Source organism: Bacillus sp. S10(2024) (assembly GCF_050473865.1).
In the GTDB taxonomy this organism is placed as follows: Bacteria; Bacillota; Bacilli; order Bacillales; family Bacillaceae_G; genus Bacillus_A.
Window position 1 is genome coordinate 184,736 of sequence record NZ_JBFLUR010000002.1, and the last position, 19,970, is coordinate 204,705.

The following is a 19,970-nucleotide window of genomic DNA, read 5'->3' on the forward strand; positions in this document are numbered from 1 at the left end:
AAAGGATTTAGGAGGGTGTTAAAATGGCTGAAGTAAAAGCAAAACGCCATGAAGAGCTTGGGTTAAGCGATGAGCAAGTATTAGAAATGTATCGCACGATGTTACTCGCACGTAAAATTGACGAGCGTATGTGGTTATTAAACCGTGCAGGGAAAATCCCGTTTGTAATTTCTTGTCAAGGGCAAGAAGCTGCACAGGTAGGAGCAGCGTTTGCACTTGATCGTGATAAAGACTACGCTCTGCCTTATTATCGTGATATGGGTGTCGTGTTAGCATTTGGTATGACAGCAAGAGAGCTTATGTTATCCGGATTTGCAAAAGCAGAAGATCCAAACTCTGGCGGACGTCAAATGCCTGGACACTTTGGACAAAAGAAAAATCGCATCGTAACAGGTTCGTCACCAGTTACAACGCAAGTACCACATGCAGTAGGTATTGCGTTAGCAGGAAAGATGGAAGGGAAAGATTTAGTAACATTTGTTACATTTGGTGAAGGTTCTTCCAACCAAGGTGATTTCCATGAAGGTGCAAACTTTGCTGGGGTACACAAATTACCTGTTATTTTCATGTGTGAAAATAATAAATATGCAATCTCGATCCCTGTTGAAAAACAATTAGCATGTAAAAATGTATCTGACCGTGCAATCGGTTATGGTATGCCAGGATATACAGTAGACGGAAATGACCCGCTTGAAGTATATAAAGCTGTAAAAGAGGCAGCTGATCGCGGACGCCGTGGTGAAGGTCCAACATTAATTGAAACTGTATCTTATCGTTTAACAGCACACTCTAGTGATGACGATGATCGTGTTTACCGTGACCGAGAAGAAGTAGAAGAAGCAAAGAAAAAAGATCCAATCTATACATTTGCAAATTATTTAAAAGAAGTAGGCATTTTATCAGAGGAATCTGAAAAACAAATGTTAGATGATATAATGCATATCGTAAATGAAGCAACAGAATATGCAGAAAATGCTCCGTATGCAGATGCAGAGTCTGCATTAAAGCATGTATACGCGGAATAAGGGGGAACGTTTCATGGCTGTAATGTCTTATATTGACGCGATTACATTAGCAATGCGCGAAGAAATGGAACGCGATGAGAAAGTATTTGTATTAGGAGAAGACGTTGGTAAAAAAGGCGGCGTATTTAAAGCGACAAACGGATTGTATGATCAATTTGGTGAGATGCGCGCACTTGATACACCACTTGCAGAATCTGCAATTGCTGGGGTAGCAATTGGTGCAGCGATGTATGGAATGCGCCCAATTGCAGAAATGCAATTTGCTGATTTCATTATGCCAGCAGTGAACCAAATTGTTTCCGAAGCAGCAAAAATTCGTTATCGCTCTAACAATGATTGGACTTGTCCGGTAACAATCCGTGCACCATTTGGCGGCGGTGTTCATGGTGCATTGTATCATTCTCAGTCTGTAGAAGCGCTTTTTGCGAACCAACCTGGTTTAAAAATTGTAATTCCTTCTACACCATATGATGCAAAAGGTTTATTAAAAGCAGCAATTCGTGATGAAGATCCAGTATTGTTCTTTGAACATAAACGTGCATATCGCTTAATTAAAGGTGAAGTGCCGGAAGATGATTATGTATTACCAATTGGAAAAGCAGACGTAAAACGTGAAGGTGACGACATTACTGTTATCACATACGGATTATGTGTACACTTTGCTCTTCAAGCTGCTGAAAAATTAGCACAAGATGGCATCTCTGCTCACGTTCTTGATTTACGTACTGTATATCCGTTAGATAAGGAAGCAATTATTGAAGCAGCTTCAAAAACAGGTAAAGTTCTTCTTGTAACGGAAGATAATAAAGAAGGAAGCATTATGAGTGAAGTAGCGGCAATTATCGCAGAAAATTGCTTATTTGATCTTGATGCACCAATTGCTCGTCTTGCAGGTCCAGACGTTCCAGCAATGCCATATGCACCAACAATGGAGAAGTTCTTTATGGTGAATCCAGATAAAGTGGAAAAAGCAATGCGTGAACTTGCGGAATTTTAATCGGGGGGACTATACATGGCTGTAGAAAAAATTACAATGCCTCAGCTTGGGGAGAGTGTAACAGAGGGTACAATTAGTAAATGGCTTGTTTCTGTTGGTGATCACGTAAATAAATATGATCCGCTTGCAGAAGTAATGACAGATAAAGTAAACGCAGAAGTACCTTCCTCTTTCAGCGGGGTTGTTACAGAATTAATCGCTGGCGAAGGTGATACACTAGCTGTCGGTGAAGTGATTTGTATGATTCAAGTTGAGGGGGCAAATGAAGTAGCTGCAACAGCTGTAGAAGAGAAAACGAAAGAGGCGCCAAAAGCAGAGGTAGTTGCACCGCTATCCGCACCGAAAGCAAAGCAACCAACTGATGGTAAACCACGTTTTTCACCAGCTGTATTAAAGCTTGCAGGTGAACATAATATTGACCTAGATGCAGTAGTAGGTACAGGAGCAAATGGTCGTATTACGCGTAAAGATATTTTAACATTAGTTGAATCTGGCAATATTCCACAAGCAGGTGCGAAGAAAGAAGCTGCACCAATTACACCAGCAGCACCAAAAGCAGCAGCTGCACCAGCACCAGCAGCACCAAAAGCAGAAGTGGTAAAACCGGTATCTGTACCAACAATGCCAGGAGATATTGAAATCCCAGTGACTGGTGTTCGTAAAGCAATTGCTGCAAACATGCTGCGCAGTAAGCATGAAGCACCACACGCGTGGATGATGATTGAAGTGGATGTAACAGATCTTGTTTCATACCGTAATTCAATTAAAGGTGAATTTAAAAAGCGTGAAGGCTTTAATTTAACATTCTTCGCATTCTTCGTAAAAGCTGTTGCACAGGCTTTAAAAGAATACCCACAAATTAATTCTATGTGGGCTGGCGATAAAATTGTTCAGAAGAAAGATATTAACCTTTCTATCGCTGTTGCAACTGACGATGAATTATTCGTTCCAGTTATTAAGCATGCTGATGAGAAAACAATTAAAGGTATCGCTCGTGAAATTACTGAACTTGCAACAAAAGTACGTACGAAATCATTAAAAGCTGACGAAATGCAAGGTGGAACATTTACGATTAATAACACAGGGTCATTTGGTTCTGTTCAATCTATGGGTATTATTAACTATCCACAAGCAGCAATTTTACAAGTAGAATCTATCGTGAAACGTCCAGTAATTATGGATAACGGTATGTTCGGTGCACGTGATATGGTTAACTTATGCCTATCTCTTGACCACCGCGTATTAGACGGATTCATTTGCGGTAAGTTCTTAGGACGCGTAAAAGAAATTCTTGAAAATACATCTGCAGATAATACTTCTGTATATTAATGATAAAAAAGCTCGCCAATTGGCGGGCTTTTTTTTGTATATAAATTCACTTTAATTTTTGGTCATATAAGTTACTGCATGCAGAATACAACATACCCTGCACTCGCCCATCTAAAAAAGAGGTTTTTAGATGTCATTTTCCTCCTTTTTATATACTGAGTTACAGTTGAAACTTTATAATGTTTTTTACATAGACAATATAATTAAACGCAAACTAAAAGGAGGAATTTAATTAAGGGGTGCCATCTATTATGCATATGCACATATTTGAAGGCGCAAAGCATCTTTCGAGTTTCGAGTGGGTGCTCCGTGCTATAGTGGCATATATGTTTTTAATTATTGTGGCAAAAGCGATGGGACAACGCTCTATTGCCCAGCTTCGTTTTTTAGATCTTATTCTCGTGCTATTATTAGAGGGAAATCTAACGAATGCATTGTCTGATGAAAAAGTAGGTCTTTTGGGTTCTATGATTACATCGTTTATTCTCGTCATACTTCATATAGTAAGTTCTATTTTGACATTAAAGTGGGATCGGTGGAGACGGTTTTTAGAGCCTGCACCAATTATTCTTATACATAATGGTTCCGTTCAGTTTAATAATTTAAAGAAAGCGCGGATTACAGTCGAGTATTTATTTTCGGAGCTAAGATTGCAAGGTATTACAGATATTCAAACAGTAAAACTAGCTTTATGGGAAGCGAGTGGGGTTGTTTCTGTATTTCAATATGCGGCACATGAAACAGTGTCTCGAAAAGATATGAAAATATACGTAGAACAATCACCTATTACATTTATCATAATAAAGAATGGGAATATTCAAAAGGATGTTCTCGCTTTAATAGAAAAAACAGAGGAGTGGGTAAAAGACGAGTTAAAGCAGAAAGTACCGATTCAATCGATTCAATTAGCAACGGTAGATGAAAAGGGACAAATAAATATTTTGCTTAAAAAGTAAAAAAGTGATCATTTTTCCATTTTATACATATGATACAATGGTGTGGACAAGGAAATAAAAAGAAAGGTTTGTTGAAATGGGATATGTGGAGGAATTACGGAAAGTAGTTGGTCATCGCCCGTTAATTTTAGTCGGTTCAGTTGTTCTTGTATTGAATAAAGATGGGGAAGTATTATTACAACAAAGACAAGAACCGCATGGAAAATGGGGCCTTCCTGGTGGATTAATGGAACTGCGGGAGTCACCAGAAGAAACTGCATACCGTGAAGTATATGAAGAGACAGGCGTTCATGTGAAGAATTTGCAGCTTATTAATGTGTTCTCAGGTGCAAACCATTTTGTGAAACTAGAAAACGGTGACGAGTTTCAAGCAGTAACGACTGCCTATTATACGCATGATTATGAAGGAGAACCTACTGTAAACAAAGAGGAAGCAATACAATTAAAGTTTTTTTCGATTACAGAATTACCAGAGTATATTGTAGGATCGCATAAAAGAATGATTGAAGTATATACAGAAATGATACAGAATAAGTAAAAAATGTAATATAATAGTGATGGAGATGCAAAAATACAGTTCCGGTTGGTAGTCCGGACGCATAATTTTTTTTATGTCAATAACCTTCCCCTCCGGGATGTCCAGCATTTCTGAATATGCTTGTAAAGGAGGGACTGTCAGTGAAATTGACAGTATATCATGACGGTCAGTATTTTGTAGGAATGATTGAGCGAGAAGAAAAAGGGAAGTTGTATGCAGTACGGCACATTTTTGGTGCTGAACCGTCTGATGAAGAAGTGTTTTTATTTGTAAATGATACGTTATTACCGTATTTTAATCGTTATGCGAAATGCGGAGTAGAAATGAAACAGCAAAAGCGTCCGAAAAATGTAAAACGCATGATTCGGCAAGCAGCAAGGGAATTAAAAACTTCAAAGTTTACGAAAGCACAAGAAGCTATTCAGTTATCGTATGAAGTGCAAAAAAAAGAGAAGCAAGTGCAATCGAAAGAAATGCGAGAAATGGAAAAGCGGAAAAAACGTGCCTTAAAAGTGCAAAAAGCGAAACAGAAACATCGTGGTCATTAAGAAAAGCGTCTTCGAGCAAGGTCTCGAAGACGTTTTTTAGTGAAACATGGCTACAAAGCAAGTAAGTTTACTTGTATTTTAGAAATGGTTATTGGTAAGATACAGATAGAGATATGTGAGGAGGGAAAGCTTTGATTAACTTTAACTTTTTTATGAATGACGTTGTTCGTCAAGCACGTGAAGAAATCGTAGCAGCTGGTTATACAGAATTAACAACGCCGGAAGCTGTAGATGAAGCATTGCAAAAGAAAGGTACAACACTTGTAATGATAAATTCTGTATGCGGCTGTGCAGGGGGAATTGCGCGTCCAGCAGCAGCTCATTCTATTCATTATGATAAACGTCCAGATTACCTAGTTACTGTGTTTGCAGGTCAAGATAAAGAGGCAACAGCACGTGCTCGTGAATATTTTGAGGGATATCCACCATCTTCTCCATCGTTTGCACTATTGAAAGATGGAAAGATTGTAACGATGGTTGAGCGTCATGAGATTGAAGGTCATGACCCAATGCAAGTTATCGCGAAATTACAATCGTACTTTGAAGAACATTGTGATGAAATGTAATATACGTTTTTAGAACCGTTAAGAATGTAATCTTAACGGTTCTTTTTTATGTATAATACAAGTTGTTTATGCATATAATTATGCAGTGTATATTAATTAATTTCTGTTATAGAAAGAAAAATAAATTTATTTTTATTTTATTTATTGCATAAAAATCAATTTGTTGCTACAATACATTCATCGAATAAAAATTCTATAAAACAAATAAATATACATTAACTAGGAGGGAAAGTAATGAAGAAGTTTTTATCAATTTCAGTTGCACTTATTTTAATCATGAGTATATTCACTGCTTGTAGTAAGGGTGGAAATGCAGGAAGTGAAAATAAAAAGAAAGTGTTAGTTATGGGAACGTCTGCAGATTACAAACCGTATGAATATGTCGATGCAAAAAAGAGTGAAGATATTATCGGTTTCGATATCGATGTTATGAACTATATTAGTAAAGAATTAGGTTATAAAGTAAAAATTAAAGATATGGATTTTGGTGGACTGTTAGCATCATTAGAGGCTGGAAAAGTTGACTTTGTTATGGCGGGAATGACGCCGACAGCAGAGCGTAAGAAAAATGCTGATTTTACAGATATTTATTTTGTTGCTAAAAATGTAATCATCTCTAAACAAGGTGCAAATATTAGAACATTGCAAGATCTACAAGGGAAAAAAGTAGGAGTGCAAACAGGATCTATCCAAGAAGAAAAGGCGAAAGATTTACAAAAACAAGTATCGTTCCAATCTGAAGGACGTGATCGTGTACCAGAACTTATTCAAGAAATTCAAGCAGGGCGTTTTGATGCAATTATTTTAGAAGATACAGTAGCAAAAGGATATTTAGAAAAAAATAAAGAGTTAAACAGTGTGGAAATTCCAGAAGCTGCAGATGAAGCTGGTTCAGCGATTGCGCTTCCGAAAAATAGTGATAAGACAGCGGAGTTTAATAAAGTAATTAAGAAAATGAAAGAAAATGGAGAAATGGATAAATTAGTGAAGAAATGGTTTGGCGGCGCGAAATAAGCCGCCTTTCCTTCTTCTAGGGAGGATTGACTTAGGATGAACTTGGATTTTTCGCAAATAACGCCTTCAATACCATATATATTAAAGGGCTTAGAAGTTACATTAAAAATTGTTGTTGTTGCTTCTTTGCTTGGTTTTGCGCTAGGGACGCTATTAGCGCTTTGTAAAATTGCTAGGATAAAAGTTTTAAGTATAATTGCTGATTTTTATACATCCCTTTTTCGCGGTACACCTCTTGTACTACAATTAATGCTTATTTATTACGGTCTTCCGCAAATTACAGGTTATGATATTTCGGCATTTTTAGCAGCAGTGTTAGCATTTAGCTTAAATTCAGGTGCATACATGTCAGAAGTGATTCGTGCGGGAATTCAGGCAGTTGATAAAGGACAAACAGAAGCGGCAATGGCACTTGGTATCCCATATGGTAAGATGATGCGAAATATAATTTTACCACAAGCATTAAAAAATATTTTACCTGCATTAGTAAATGAATTTGTTACATTAACGAAAGAGTCCGCGGTTGTTACTGTAATCGGTGCAACAGATTTAATGCGCCGTGCGTATATTGTTGGCGGCGAGACATTGTCTTATTTTGAACCGCTTTTATTTGTCGGTATGATTTATTACATTCTTGTTATTATTCTTACATTCATTGGGAAAGCAGTTGAAGGGAGAATGAAGAAAAGTGATTAAAATAAATGACCTTCACAAATCATTTGGAAATAATGAAGTATTAAAAGGGATCACAACAACAATTGGACAAGGTGAAGTGGTCGCAATTATTGGGCCGTCTGGATCAGGGAAATCAACGTTTTTACGTTGCATGAATTTATTAGAGGAACCATCTGGCGGACAAATTTGGATTGATGATCAGGATGTAACGAATCCGAATACAAATATTATGGAAGTTCGTCAGCATGTTGGAATGGTGTTTCAACATTTTCACTTATTTCCTCATATGACAGTGCTAGAAAATATAACGTATGCTCCTCTTACTGTAAAAGGTACTGCGAAGGAAGAAGCAATAAAAAAAGCTGAAGAATTATTAGAAAAAGTTGGATTACTTGAGAAAAAGGATGCTTATCCAGATCGCCTTTCGGGTGGACAAAAACAGCGTGTTGCAATTGCGAGAGCATTAGCGATGGAACCGGACGTTATGCTATTTGATGAACCGACTTCAGCACTAGATCCAGAAATGGTAAAAGAAGTATTAGAAGTTATGAAATCTCTTGCAACGACAGGAATGACAATGGCAATCGTTACGCACGAAATGGGTTTTGCAAAAGAAGTAGCCGATCGTGTTCTCTTTTTAGATGGTGGGAAACTTGTAGAAGATGCGAAGCCAGAGGAATTTTTTACAACTCCGGAAAGCAAACGTGCTCAAGAATTTTTGCGAAAAATGTTGTAACATGTAAACGTTACGTGAATAATAAGGGAAAAAGGATGACATTTTGTCATCCTTTTCTTTATACTTATGTTGAAAGTAGTTCGTACATAATAGGAGCGTTAACATGTTTAAAATTGGATATCGAACAGTGAAAACAGCAGTTGGAACTGCCTTGGCTGTGTGGATTGCTCAATTACTTCATTTGGAATTTAGTAGCACGGCCGGAATTCTTGTCATTTTATGTGTACAAAATACAAAAAGAAAATCATTAGAAGTATCTATCCATCGCTTTGTAGCTTGTTTACTTTCTATGGTGTTTGCTTTTTTTATTTTTGAATCGATAGGCTATACACCGTTAACACTTGGAATTTTATTACTTTTGTTTATTCCAAGTGCAGTTATGCTTAAGATTCAAGAGGGGATTGTTACAAGCTCTGTTATTGTTTTTCATTTATATTCACTGCAAAAAATTACATGGCCTATTGTTGGAAATGAGATTGCAATTTTAACGGTTGGAATTAGTGTTGCTTTGCTAATTAATTTGTATATGCCAAGCGTTGAAGGTGAGCTAAAAGAGTATCAACAAAAAGTGGAATCTAATTTTAAGACGATTCTATTTGAAATGGCTGCCTATTTAAGAAATCGTGAAAGTGTGTGGAATGGAAAAGAGCTTATTGAAACAGAAACATTACTTGAGAAGGCAAAAGAGTTGTCTTTTATAAAGCTGGAAAATCAGTTTATGCGTGAAGATGATTATTACTATCGTTATTTTCAAATGCGTCAGCAACAGTTCGAAATTTTAGAAAGAGTTATGCCGCTAGTTGCTTCGTTATCTTGGTCATATGAACAAGCGGGTATGGTGGCGGATGTAATTGAAAATGTCGGGAATGGCATTCGCCCAGAAAGTACAGGGGTTATATCATTAAGACAGCTTCAAGAGATGCGAGAAATCTTTCGGGAAATGCCGCTTCCAGAAACACGAGAAGAATTTGAAACGCGTGCTAAGCTCGTTCAGCTCGTCTATGAAATAGAGCAATTTTTACTTATTAAAAGTCGATTTATAGGGAAATATAACATTAAAGAATTAATATAAGAAGGACGGAATGAGGTATGTCATATCTTCTTTCATTCATATTATGTATTTCCCTATCACCCCTTTGGCCGCTCGGTGATAATCCGCGTGTTGGCGATCCGCTTATTATCGTCAATAAACAAACGAACCAACTTGCATATATTCAGGATGGAAAGATACAAAATACATTTCCGGTCGCAACAGGTAAAACGAATGATTTAACGCCAGAAGGTACATTTGATGTTGTGATGAAGGTGAAAAATCCGTATTATATTGCGAAGAATATCCCAGGTGGTTCACCGGCAAATCCGCTCGGTTCAAGATGGATAGGTTTTAATGCAAGGGGTACTGATGGTAGTAAATATGGGATACACGGAACAAATCAGCCAAGCTCCATTGGCAAGTATGTTTCGCAAGGGTGTATTCGAATGCATAAACAAGATGTAGAGTATTTGTACGATCGTATTCCGATTGGTACAAAAGTATGGATTGTGAAATCAAAAAAATCATTTGAGCAGCTTGCGAAAGAAAAGGGTGCAATTGCTTACGAAGAAAGCCAGCAGTATCTGTTGGCTTTTTATAATGTTATATCTTGTCTTGACATGTGTTCATATAACATGCGTTAATGATGATAACATAAAGTGAAACTTCCCTCATTGGGGGAGCTTCATCCCCACAATGAGGATTAGTTGAACCAACCGGGCTTTTACAGGCAGTTTCTTCCTTGTTTCTCTCTGAAGTCTTACCGCCCGTTAAAGTGGGATAAAGTGAAATTTTCATCAGGAGAACTGGTACTACTCGTGAATACAGTATAAATAAAGATTATGTAAAAAGGAGTTGCTGTTATGTATACGAATCTTAGACTACCATACATTCAGTTCTTAATTGGTGCTCTTGCAATTATTACTTTCATATTGGCAACTTTTAATATATGTCCATTTTCATTAGCTGTCTTTTCTATTGCTCTTCTTAATTTTACTTTTGCACTAAGTGCTTATTATGAGCAACAATATCCAAACTTTGTTCTCTCACTAGGAATGGGAATTGCATTTAGTATTGCAGGACTTATTATTATGGCAACATAAAAGGGGGAGAATATCCCCTCTTTTTTTACCAAAACATGCTTATGCCAGTAAGCAGTGTTGCAACAAGCATTGAAATTAACATGACATAAACCATAATTTTTTGCATTTTTTTACTCATACATAGATCCTCCTTGCGAATCTTTTCAATCTTATTGTATATACAAACGAAATTTGGTACAAGGGTCTATTATGAGACATTTTCTACATAAGTTCATTTTAACCTTTCAACATATAGGTCTTTGCTATGTAGCAATAAAACAAGATTTGTACTTGCGTTCTCCTTTTGTTTTAATCCTTGCATGTGGCAGAAAAAGGTTCTGACCCCTTCTATGTACAGCCAAATGCTCTTGCTCCCCTAAAAAGAGTTTTTTAATCTGTAAAATTTGAATTCAATTAGCAGAGATAAAGAAAGCTTCAACTAATTAAAATTTCACTTTATATATCTTCTCCTTCGAAACTTTTACAGAATTCTGTTATAATAGTCATTGTTACATACATAACGCAGGAGGCGTATTCTCATGATTAATCAAGAACGTTTAGTGAATGAATTTATGGAACTTGTGCAAGTGGACTCTGAAACAAAATACGAAGCTGAGATTTGCAAAGTGTTAAAAGAAAAATTCTCTTCTTTAGGCGTTGAAGTATTTGAAGATGATACAATGGGTGTGACTGGTCACGGGGCTGGTAACTTAGTTTGTACATTACCAGCAACAAAAGAAGGCGTAGATACAATCTACTTTACTTCTCATATGGATACAGTTGTTCCTGGTAAAGGAATTAAGCCTTCAATTCAAGATGGTTATATCGTATCTGACGGTACAACAATTTTAGGTGCTGATGATAAAGCTGGACTTGCATCTATGTTTGAAGCAATTCGCGTGTTAAAAGAGAAGAATATTACGCACGGAAAAATAGAATTTATCATTACAGTTGGTGAAGAATCTGGTCTTGTTGGTGCAAAAGCATTAGATCGTGAACGCATTACAGCGAAATATGGTTATGCATTAGATAGCGATGGAAAAGTTGGAGAAATCGTTGTTGCAGCACCAACGCAAGCGAAAGTAAATGCAATTATTCGCGGGAAAACAGCTCACGCTGGTGTAGCACCAGAAAAAGGTGTATCTGCAATTACAATTGCAGCAAAATCTATTGCAAAAATGCCACTTGGCCGTATTGATTCTGAAACAACTGCGAATATCGGTCGTTTTGAAGGTGGTACACAAACAAATATCGTTTGTGACTATGTAGAAATCTTTGCTGAAGCACGTTCTTTAGTAGACGAAAAAATGCAAGAGCAAGTTCGCAAAATGAAAGAAGCATTTGAATCTACTGCTAAAGAAATGGGCGGGGAAGCAGAAGTAGAAGTAAAAGTAATGTACCCAGGATTTAAATTTGCTGATGGCGACCACGTTGTAGAAGTTGCAAAACGTGCTGCTGAAAAGATCGGCCGTACACCATCTCTTCACCAAAGCGGTGGCGGTAGCGATGCAAACGTAATTGCGGGTCACGGTATTCCAACAGTAAACTTAGCAGTTGGTTATGAAGAAATTCATACAACAAACGAAAAAATACCTGTTGAAGAACTAGTGAAAACAGCAGAGATGGTTGTTGCAATTATTGAAGAAGTAGCGAAGTAATCAAAGAATCGACCAAGTTGAAACGCATGGGTGAAATTACCCATGCGTTTTTTTATTGCTTTACGTAAATGGTTTTTAGCCATATAAATACAAGCTGAAAAAACGACATATAAACCCCTTTCAAGAGCAGTTGGTCATGCATAGTAGCGGTCACAGGGCCTTTTCCTGCCACGTACGAAGTTTTAAAACAAAGGAGGCAGACAAGTGCAGACCAATTTGTTTCTCTATAGCAACGGCATTTACGTCGAAAAAATAAAATGGATGTATATAGCTTAACAATGCAAAAGCTCTTTTAGTGTTTTTATATTTTGGTGATAGATTTGCGGAGACGGCCAATTTTTGTAGTCGTTAGGCAATTGAAGCGTTTCGATCTCGTTTTTTTCTTGTACAATGGAAGTTAAGTTATGTATATAATCGATTACTTGTAAGAAATTGATATTTGTACCAACCGAACCATGACCTGGTATTGCTATATCAATATCCATCTTTTCAACCTCTTTTAAAATCTGAATCCATCTTTGTGGATTTGATTCTTCGAAAAATGTGGGATGACAATCAACAAATAATAAATCACCCATGAATATCACTCTATCCTCTGGAATATACAACATAGCATCGCAAAGGGAATGTCCCCCTCCTAATGTGAAAAGCTTTGCGCTACGTTTCGTCCCACGGAACATAACTTCATCTTTAAAAATTTGTTGTGGTAACGTTAACTCTAGTGTAGGTAATGAGATTTCTAACTCACTTAAAAAATTAATTTGATCTTCTAAGTTCCTATCATAAGTTTGAGTTAATTGGTCCTTTAAAGATCGAATATAATTTCTTAGGCCATCAATATCATTTTTTTGTTTACTGATTCGTGATGGATGAGCGATTTTCATTTCGTCATATGTCATTTGGCTTGAAATAATGGTGCTACCCTTAAACGTTTGGTTCCCTCGAATATGGTCTCCGTGCCAATGACTGTTGATTACCCACGTAACGGGCTGATTTGCTATCGTTTCTGCTGCGTATTTTAAATCCAGAGAAGATTGTTGTGTATTAAATGTATCAAAAACAATAGTTGTACCCCCTAAATCAATAAATCCAGCATTTGCTGCAGCACCGCCACCTTCTTTTACAATTGCCGCATATATCCCGTTACGAATTTTTTCGAGCTTAAAATGTTTGCTATTAAATTCTTTATTCATTTTCTTCTCTCCTTAAGAGTGTTCGTTATTTTGATTCTATTGCCTTTACAAGACGGATAAACCAGTATAGAAAAATCTATGGAAGAATGTACAGAGTTGAAAATGACAATAAAGATGAAAGAAGTACGTGGGTATCAACGCCTATGATTGGAAGTAGGAAATAAATGAGTAACAAAAATAAAATGGCTAGTAAAGTTAGATAAAGAGGTTTTAGATGTGTAGTCATTTTTTCTCTTTGACCTCCTTGTAATTTCAATGTTGACATACTTCTATATAGTAACGATTTCATCCTTTCAAATATTGATTTTTTTATAAGTTTTTTGGTAAAATAAGAACAAATGTTCCTTTGGTGGTGAGAAAGATGCGTGAAATGTATCCGAAAAATGGTCGTGTCATTTTGCATGTTGATATGAATTGTTTTTATGCATCTGTTGAAATTGCCCGTGATGCATCGTTGCAAGGAAAACCGTTAGCGATAGCCGGTAATGTGAAAGAACGAAAAGGTATTATTGTAACGTGTAGTTATGAAGCAAGAGCGAAAGGAGTTCGTGCAACAATGCCTGTTTGGGAAGCGAAGCGGTTATGCCCAGAACTCATTGTAAAGCATCCAAACTTTGAGTTATATAGGGAGGCTTCTTTTGCGTTGTTTCAAATTCTGGCACGGTTTACAGAAAAAATTCAACCTGTTTCAATTGATGAAGGATATTTGGATATAACAGATTGCTATGGGCTTGGTTCGCCTCTAGAAATTGCTCAAATGATTCAACAAACATTACTTGCAGAATTACAGCTTCCGTGCAGCATTGGGATTGCTCCGAACTTATTTCTAGCCAAAACTGCCTCTGATATGGAGAAGCCGCTAGGTATTACAGTACTTCGTAAACGTGATATACAAGATATGCTATGGCCGCTTCCAGTTGGACAAATGCATGGAATTGGAAGGAAAACAGCGGAAAAGTTAAAAGGTGTACATATACATACGATTGGAGATTTAGCTACTGGAAAAGCTTCTATTATTCGTTCTGTAATCGGAAATCATGGATTGGATTTACAAAAGCGTGCAAATGGTATCGATAATAGAGAAGTTGACCCAAGTCAAATGGGGCAGTATAAAACGATCGGAAATTCTATAACGCTGCCAAAAGATGTAGACGAGGAGCAGGAGGTGTTAAGTACGTTAGAGCACTTGTCTCAATCTGTTAGTCGAAGATTACAAAAACGTACGCTTGTTGCATATAATATTCAAATTACGATTAAATACTATAATCGCCGAACGATTACGCGGAGTAAAATGTTAGATAATGCAATTTGGGAATGGGCCGATATTTTTCAGGCGACAATACGGTTATGGAAAAAACATTGGGATGGTGATCCTGTTCGATTACTTGGAATTACTGCTTGTGAATTAGAATGGAAAACAGAAGCGATTAAGCAGCTTGATTTATTTTCATTTGAAGAAGATGCGAAGGCAGAACCGCTTTTGACAGTGATGGAGCAATTAAATAATAAATATGGAGAGAAGGTTATTCAGCACGGTAGTCAATTGTTTCGGCAACAGGAGAGAACATTTCAACAAAAATTAGAGAATAAATTCACGTGAAAAGTTCGTATGTACGTATACATAAGTTGAAAAACGACATAAAAACCCTTTTCTTTTTATAGGAGGACGAGAGCATCTGGCGGTGCATAGAAGCGATGTATATGTCGGAAAATTAAAATGCATTTATATAAAACAAAATCTCGCAGGTGGTATCTTCTGCGAGATTTTTAGTACGTTTGTTCTTCTTAAGAAATGTAATAAGTTTTTTATTCGTGTTTGGTTAATATTAGTTATACTAGTATTTTTTTTTGTTATTTGGAGTTATTTCATTAGCAATTTCCATATTAGCCAAATTTAAATTTGTTGGCATGGTTGTCCTGTTTTTCAGGCCTCGGAATAACAGCTGGAATGATCTCATCATATTGAACTTTCGGCTTGCTGCTACCCCAAAAACTGTTCCTATACCTAGTAAAGAAATCCAAATCCAATTTCTATTATTTCGTCTAGTTCCAAACAATTGAAACACTCGCTGTGTTCCTCTTCCAAAATTGAATAATGATGTCAACCAATTTAAAATATTCATGTTCGACTCCTTGTGAAAAAATTAGAGATGGATAATTAACTCCATTCCCTATGGTTTATATTGTTGATATTTATAGGGATTTATAATGGGAACTTATGTTAATCATTTATATTCCACTTGCCTAAATATTTTTTCGAAAATGAAAAAAGGTAACGGGGGCAGCATCAACGGTTTTTATATAATTGATTTGTGTGTCTAAGTACTGCATTTCATCGATATTTCCTATTCATATAAACATAAAAAGGCATCGGAAGCCGATACCTTTTTATGTTTATATAGAATGATTTTCGTAAATTACAATGTCTGTATTGGTTGGAGTAGAGATGCGTTGTGCATAATATGTGACGGAAGAAGGGATATATGCTGGTATGGGTTGAACTGTATGCAATGCTATATATTCATGAATTAATTCTTTTAATGTAGACCACTGTAATTCTGATGGTGTTTCAGAAATAAATAAACTTACCCAACGATCAAAAGAAGAGGAGACGTCAGTTTGTAAACGAAATGCTTCTTTCATTGTTTTAGCCACCTTCTATAAATGATAGTATTATTTTACTACAAGACACGAATGGATGTTAGTGTTTGTTTTATATAAACATTCAAATTTCATACGGGGTTAATTTGCCATTTTTGTTTATATTTCGTAAGATAACAATAGAGATTATGAAATGCTTGGAGGATGCAACGTGGAATTTGTGTTTTTAGGAACAGGAGCTGGTGTTCCTGCAAAGGGAAGAAATGTATCAGCGATAGCTTTGCAATTATTGGAAGAGAGAGGTGCAACGTGGTTATTTGATTGCGGCGAGGCAACGCAGCATCAAATTTTACATACATCAGTGCGTCCGCGTCGCATTGAAAAAATATTTATTACACACTTACATGGTGATCACATTTTTGGATTACCTGGCTTGCTAGGAAGCCGTTCTTTTCAAGGAGGAACAACGCCGTTAACTGTATATGGACCAAAAGGGATTAAACAGTTTGTTGAAGTTGCCTTGGCAGTGAGTACAACACATGTGAAATATCCACTTGAGATTATTGAAATTACCGAAGAAGGTACTGTATATGAAGATAAACAATTTCTTGTGGAAACGAAGCGATTGTCGCACGGTATTGAATGCTTTGGTTATCGCATTGTAGAAAAAGATATTCCAGGGCATCTTCTTGTAGATAGATTATTCGAAGAAGGGGTTAAACCAGGGCCACTCTTTAAGCGATTAAAAGATGGGGAAACGGTAGAGCTTGAGGATGGACGTGTACTTTGTGGACAGGATTTTATCGGGCCACCACAAAAAGGAAGAATTATTACAATCTTAGGAGATACACGTTATTGTGAAGCGAGTATTCAATTAGCACAAGATGCTGATGTACTTGTGCATGAAGCGACGTTCGGTGCGGAAGATTCACAGCAGGCTCACGATTATTATCATTCTACAACCGAACAAGCGGCAAATATTGCGCTGCAAGCAAATGTGAAACAAATGATTTTAACTCATATTAGTTCTCGTTATCAAGGGGAAACGTGTAAAATCCTTCTCGAAGAAGCCAGGGAAGTATTTCCAAATACGGAAATTGCAGCGGATTTGAAACATTTTCTCGTATCAAGATAATGAAAAGAACAATGATAGAGGTATCAAATACATCTGTCATTGTTTTTTTTTATTTTAAGAATAAAATCCTTCCTTAATTTGAAATATTAAAAAATTTAAATTCTGTCAAAAAAGAGATATAATGAAAGCGGATTCATTTTTACTGTACAGTATAAGTTTATACTTTGTTGGCTTTTGTAAAAAATGTAGTAAATCAAAAAGTGACAAGAGAGCTCTTATATATTATGATAGCTGATGGTGTGTATCAGTTTATTAAGTGGATTCTATAAATTTATTCGTACATATAGAAAAGCAAAGAAAGCAGCAACTTAATAGATTATTAGTAAGTAACTTTTTCATAATGAAGATTTAGGGGGAACTGTTATGAAATATCGTTCAGTTTTTGACATTATTGGTCCAGTTATGATCGGACCATCTAGTTCGCATACAGCAGGTGCAGCAAGAATGGGGCAAGTTGCTCGTCAGCTGTTTCGTCATGAACCTGAGAAAATTATCATTTCGTTATACGGTTCGTTTGCGAAAACATATCGAGGTCATGGAACCGATGTAGCACTTGTTGGGGGAATATTAGGATTCGAAACGGATGATCCTCGTATTCCACAAGCGCTTGAAATTGCAAAGGAGCGCGGAATTGACGTTACGTTTATTGAAGAAGAAGCGCAAGCAGTCCATCCAAATACAGCGAAACTTCGTTTGTATAAAGGTGAGGATGAAATTGAAGTTGTTGCTTGTTCAATTGGCGGCGGGAAAATTGAAGTTGTGGAGCTCAATGGATTTGATTTGCAATTAACAGGTACAAGTCCGGCGCTTCTAATTGTAAATAATGACCGTTTCGGAACAATTGCTTCTGTTACATCTATTCTTGCGAAGCACGAAATTAATATTAGTATGATGAGTGTTTCACGTAAGGAAAAAGGAAGAAAAGCGTTAATGGTTATTGAAACGGATGAGTTGTTAGCAGATAAAATTATTGATGAAATTAAAGCGCAGCGAAATATTTGCCAAGTAACAATTATGGACTAATAGCAGGGGGGAAACAACATGTTTCGGAATGTAGCGGAACTAGTTGCACAAGCAGAAGAGAAAAATGTGAAAATCGCAGAGATTATGATTCAGTGTGAAATGGAAACAAGAAACCTTTCTCGTGAAGAAGTAATCGCTGGTATGGAAAAAAACTTAGTTGTAATGGAAAAAGCAGTTGAGCGCGGAATTCAAGGTGTGAAATCTCCGACTGGACTTACTGGTGGAGATGCAGTGAAAGTACAGGCGTATATGAAAAGTGGAAAAGGTTTGTCCGGGGATACAATTTTAGATGCAGTAAGTAAAGCTGTCGCAACGAATGAAGTAAATGCTGCAATGGGGATTATTTGTGCAACGCCAACAGCTGGTTCTGCGGGGACGGTACCAGGTGTACTATTTGCATTAAAAGAAAAATTAAACCCAACGCGTGAAGAAATGATTGAATTTCTATTTACAGCTGGTGCATTTGGTATGGTTGTAGCGAACAATGCTTGCATTGCCGGGGCAGCTGGTGGGTGTCAAGCGGAAGTCGGTTCAGCAAGTGGGATGGCGGCTGCAGCTGCTGTTGAAATGGCTGGAGGTACACAAAAGCAAGCAGCAACAGCAATGAGTATTGCACTTAAAAATATGCTTGGGTTAGTATGCGATCCTGTTGCAGGGCTTGTAGAAGTACCGTGTGTAAAGCGTAACGCAGCTGGTGCATCAAATGCGATGATTGCAGCTGATTTATCATTAGCTGGTGTAACGAGTATCATTCCGTGTGATGAAGTTATTGAAGCAATGTATCGCATCGGACAAACAATGCCAAGTGCGCTTCGTGAAACGGCAGAAGGCGGTCTTGCTGCAACGCCGACAGGACGCCGTTTACAGGAAGAAATTTTTGGGAAGAAAAGTGAATAAGAGAAAAACCTTGCTTACGCAGCAAGGTTTTTTTATTGTTTATTTACAAACTTCTCTAACGTTTCACCAAGCTCGTGAGAACGTTTTGTTGCTTCTGTTATACATTGAATAAGTGCTTCCTGAAATTGAAAGCTTTTCAATACTTCAATGCCAGCTTCTGTCGTTCCTCCTGGCGATGTAATTTCTTTTCTTAATATAGAAGGATGCTTTTCGTTTGTTTTTAACATCTCTGCGGCGCCAATCATTGTTTGGAGAATTAGTGATTTTGCAACAGTTTCCTCTAAGCCGATTTGTTTTGCTGCGTTTTCCATTGCTTCCACAACGTAATAAATATAAGCTGGACCGCTTCCTGATAAAGCAGTAACAGCATGCATATGCTTTTCTTCTACAACAGACACAAGGCCAATTGTTTCAAAAAGCGTTTTTGCGAGCATAATATGTTCTTCTTTTGCATGAACAGAAGGAGAAATGGCAGTAGCGGATTTTAAAATTGCTGATGATGTATTTGGCATTGCCCTAATAATAGGAACATTTTTTTTCAGTAAATTGACAATGGATGTCGTAGATACGCCGGCTAGTAATGAAATGATTAGTTGATTGTTTGTAATATAATCTCGTAATGGAGTAAGAGCTTCCACGACATCTTTTGGTTTCATTGCCAAAAATATAATATCAGCGTGAGCAATTAGCTCTTTTTTATCATGGGTACCATGTACACCGTAACGGTGATGCAACTCTTCTAGTCTTGTTTTATTAGAGTGGTTACTAACAGCAATTTGTTCTCCTTTTACAACTTGGGCTTGTAATAATCCAGCAATTGTAGCTTCGGCAATTGAGCCTGCACCGACAAAAGCGATTTTTTGTAATGACATGATGTGTCCCCCTTTTGCTATGCATATGAGAATAACTTACTTAAATTTACATACATTCGGCTTTTCGTAGAAAATCCCTTCTTTTTATCTGA

Annotated in this window: 23 protein-coding genes; 18 read left to right on the forward strand and 5 right to left on the reverse strand. The window is 37.0% G+C overall.

Annotated elements, in window-relative coordinates; all coding sequences use genetic code 11:
* The first annotated feature begins 23 nt into the window (after window positions 1-23).
* From bfmBAA to AB1280_RS01100, 13 genes are all read left to right on the forward strand, one after another.
* Entirely contained in the window at window positions 24-1,025 is a 1,002-nt protein-coding gene (bfmBAA, locus tag AB1280_RS01040; RefSeq protein WP_429754615.1) for a 3-methyl-2-oxobutanoate dehydrogenase subunit alpha, read from the forward strand.
* Between the two features lie 13 nt (window positions 1,026-1,038).
* The gene (bfmBAB, locus tag AB1280_RS01045; protein WP_035429503.1) at window positions 1,039-2,022 is read left to right on the forward strand and encodes a 3-methyl-2-oxobutanoate dehydrogenase subunit beta; all 984 of its coding nucleotides are present in this window, start codon (window positions 1,039-1,041) and stop codon (window positions 2,020-2,022) included.
* A 15-nt stretch (window positions 2,023-2,037) separates the two neighbouring features.
* Window positions 2,038-3,351: a dihydrolipoamide acetyltransferase family protein gene (locus AB1280_RS01050; protein WP_429754616.1), complete on the forward strand. Its 1,314-nt coding sequence runs from the start codon at window positions 2,038-2,040 to the stop codon at window positions 3,349-3,351.
* A 251-nt stretch (window positions 3,352-3,602) separates the two neighbouring features.
* Complete coding sequence (locus AB1280_RS01055) at window positions 3,603-4,307, forward strand: DUF421 domain-containing protein (protein WP_429754617.1); 705 nt, start codon at window positions 3,603-3,605, stop codon at window positions 4,305-4,307.
* Between the two features lie 76 nt (window positions 4,308-4,383).
* On the forward strand, window positions 4,384-4,845 hold the full coding sequence (locus AB1280_RS01060; protein WP_429754618.1) for an NUDIX hydrolase: 462 nt from the start codon (window positions 4,384-4,386) through the stop codon (window positions 4,843-4,845).
* Window positions 4,846-4,985: 140 nt separating this feature from the next.
* Window positions 4,986-5,393, forward strand: a complete 408-nt coding sequence (locus AB1280_RS01065; protein ID WP_272186925.1) for a YjdF family protein — start codon at window positions 4,986-4,988, stop codon at window positions 5,391-5,393.
* 152 nt (window positions 5,394-5,545) lie between these two features.
* A complete protein-coding gene (locus AB1280_RS01070; RefSeq protein ID WP_272187008.1) occupies window positions 5,546-5,959 on the forward strand; it encodes a BrxA/BrxB family bacilliredoxin in 414 nt (137 codons plus the stop codon).
* Between the two features lie 234 nt (window positions 5,960-6,193).
* Window positions 6,194-6,973 carry a transporter substrate-binding domain-containing protein gene (locus AB1280_RS01075; RefSeq protein ID WP_272186926.1) on the forward strand — a complete coding sequence of 260 codons (780 nt, stop codon included), beginning with the start codon at window positions 6,194-6,196 and terminating at the stop codon, window positions 6,971-6,973.
* A 36-nt stretch (window positions 6,974-7,009) separates the two neighbouring features.
* Window positions 7,010-7,669, forward strand: a complete 660-nt coding sequence (locus AB1280_RS01080; protein WP_272186927.1) for an amino acid ABC transporter permease — start codon at window positions 7,010-7,012, stop codon at window positions 7,667-7,669.
* A complete protein-coding gene (locus tag AB1280_RS01085; protein ID WP_429754619.1) occupies window positions 7,662-8,384 on the forward strand; it encodes an amino acid ABC transporter ATP-binding protein in 723 nt (240 codons plus the stop codon). Before AB1280_RS01080 ends, AB1280_RS01085 begins: the two co-directional genes overlap by 8 nt.
* Before the next feature lie 103 nt (window positions 8,385-8,487).
* Window positions 8,488-9,456 carry an aromatic acid exporter family protein gene (locus AB1280_RS01090; RefSeq protein ID WP_429754620.1) on the forward strand — a complete coding sequence of 323 codons (969 nt, stop codon included), beginning with the start codon at window positions 8,488-8,490 and terminating at the stop codon, window positions 9,454-9,456.
* A gap of 17 nt (window positions 9,457-9,473) precedes the next feature.
* A complete protein-coding gene (locus AB1280_RS01095) occupies window positions 9,474-10,061 on the forward strand; it encodes a L,D-transpeptidase (RefSeq protein WP_429754621.1) in 588 nt (195 codons plus the stop codon).
* 219 nt (window positions 10,062-10,280) lie between these two features.
* Window positions 10,281-10,520 (forward strand): DUF3894 domain-containing protein, encoded by a 240-nt coding sequence (locus AB1280_RS01100; protein WP_272186931.1) that lies wholly within the window; start codon window positions 10,281-10,283, stop codon window positions 10,518-10,520.
* Window positions 10,521-10,545: 25 nt separating this feature from the next.
* Here AB1280_RS01100 and prli42 read toward each other — a convergent pair whose 3' ends face one another.
* A complete protein-coding gene (gene prli42 / locus AB1280_RS01105) occupies window positions 10,546-10,638 on the reverse strand; it encodes a stressosome-associated protein Prli42 (protein WP_429754622.1) in 93 nt (30 codons plus the stop codon).
* A 400-nt stretch (window positions 10,639-11,038) separates the two neighbouring features.
* On the opposite strand from prli42, the gene AB1280_RS01110 reads away from it, so the two are divergent.
* A complete protein-coding gene (locus AB1280_RS01110; RefSeq protein ID WP_272186932.1) occupies window positions 11,039-12,157 on the forward strand; it encodes a tripeptidase T in 1,119 nt (372 codons plus the stop codon).
* Window positions 12,158-12,429: 272 nt separating this feature from the next.
* Here AB1280_RS01110 and AB1280_RS01115 read toward each other — a convergent pair whose 3' ends face one another.
* A complete protein-coding gene (locus tag AB1280_RS01115; RefSeq protein ID WP_429754623.1) occupies window positions 12,430-13,350 on the reverse strand; it encodes an MBL fold metallo-hydrolase in 921 nt (306 codons plus the stop codon).
* Window positions 13,351-13,711: 361 nt separating this feature from the next.
* On the opposite strand from AB1280_RS01115, the gene AB1280_RS01120 reads away from it, so the two are divergent.
* Entirely contained in the window at window positions 13,712-14,950 is a 1,239-nt protein-coding gene (locus AB1280_RS01120) for a DNA polymerase IV (protein WP_429754624.1), read from the forward strand.
* A 235-nt stretch (window positions 14,951-15,185) separates the two neighbouring features.
* Here AB1280_RS01120 and AB1280_RS01125 read toward each other — a convergent pair whose 3' ends face one another.
* Window positions 15,186-15,473, reverse strand: coding sequence for a hypothetical protein (locus tag AB1280_RS01125; RefSeq protein ID WP_429754625.1), 288 nt, complete (start codon window positions 15,471-15,473; stop codon window positions 15,186-15,188).
* Between the two features lie 271 nt (window positions 15,474-15,744).
* Window positions 15,745-15,993, reverse strand: coding sequence for a DUF3932 family protein (locus AB1280_RS01130; protein WP_429754626.1), 249 nt, complete (start codon window positions 15,991-15,993; stop codon window positions 15,745-15,747).
* A 169-nt stretch (window positions 15,994-16,162) separates the two neighbouring features.
* On the opposite strand from AB1280_RS01130, the gene rnz reads away from it, so the two are divergent.
* The 3 genes from rnz (at window position 16,163) to sdaAA (ending at window position 19,006) form a co-directional block, all read left to right on the forward strand.
* Window positions 16,163-17,086 (forward strand): ribonuclease Z, encoded by a 924-nt coding sequence (gene rnz, locus AB1280_RS01135; protein WP_429754627.1) that lies wholly within the window; start codon window positions 16,163-16,165, stop codon window positions 17,084-17,086.
* A gap of 363 nt (window positions 17,087-17,449) precedes the next feature.
* Window positions 17,450-18,109 carry an L-serine ammonia-lyase, iron-sulfur-dependent subunit beta gene (gene sdaAB, locus AB1280_RS01140; RefSeq protein ID WP_429754628.1) on the forward strand — a complete coding sequence of 220 codons (660 nt, stop codon included), beginning with the start codon at window positions 17,450-17,452 and terminating at the stop codon, window positions 18,107-18,109.
* A gap of 18 nt (window positions 18,110-18,127) precedes the next feature.
* Window positions 18,128-19,006, forward strand: coding sequence for an L-serine ammonia-lyase, iron-sulfur-dependent, subunit alpha (sdaAA, locus tag AB1280_RS01145; protein ID WP_272186939.1), 879 nt, complete (start codon window positions 18,128-18,130; stop codon window positions 19,004-19,006).
* A gap of 32 nt (window positions 19,007-19,038) precedes the next feature.
* Here sdaAA and proI read toward each other — a convergent pair whose 3' ends face one another.
* Window positions 19,039-19,878, reverse strand: coding sequence for a pyrroline-5-carboxylate reductase ProI (proI, locus tag AB1280_RS01150; RefSeq protein ID WP_429754629.1), 840 nt, complete (start codon window positions 19,876-19,878; stop codon window positions 19,039-19,041).
* Window positions 19,879-19,970 lie beyond the last annotated feature (92 nt).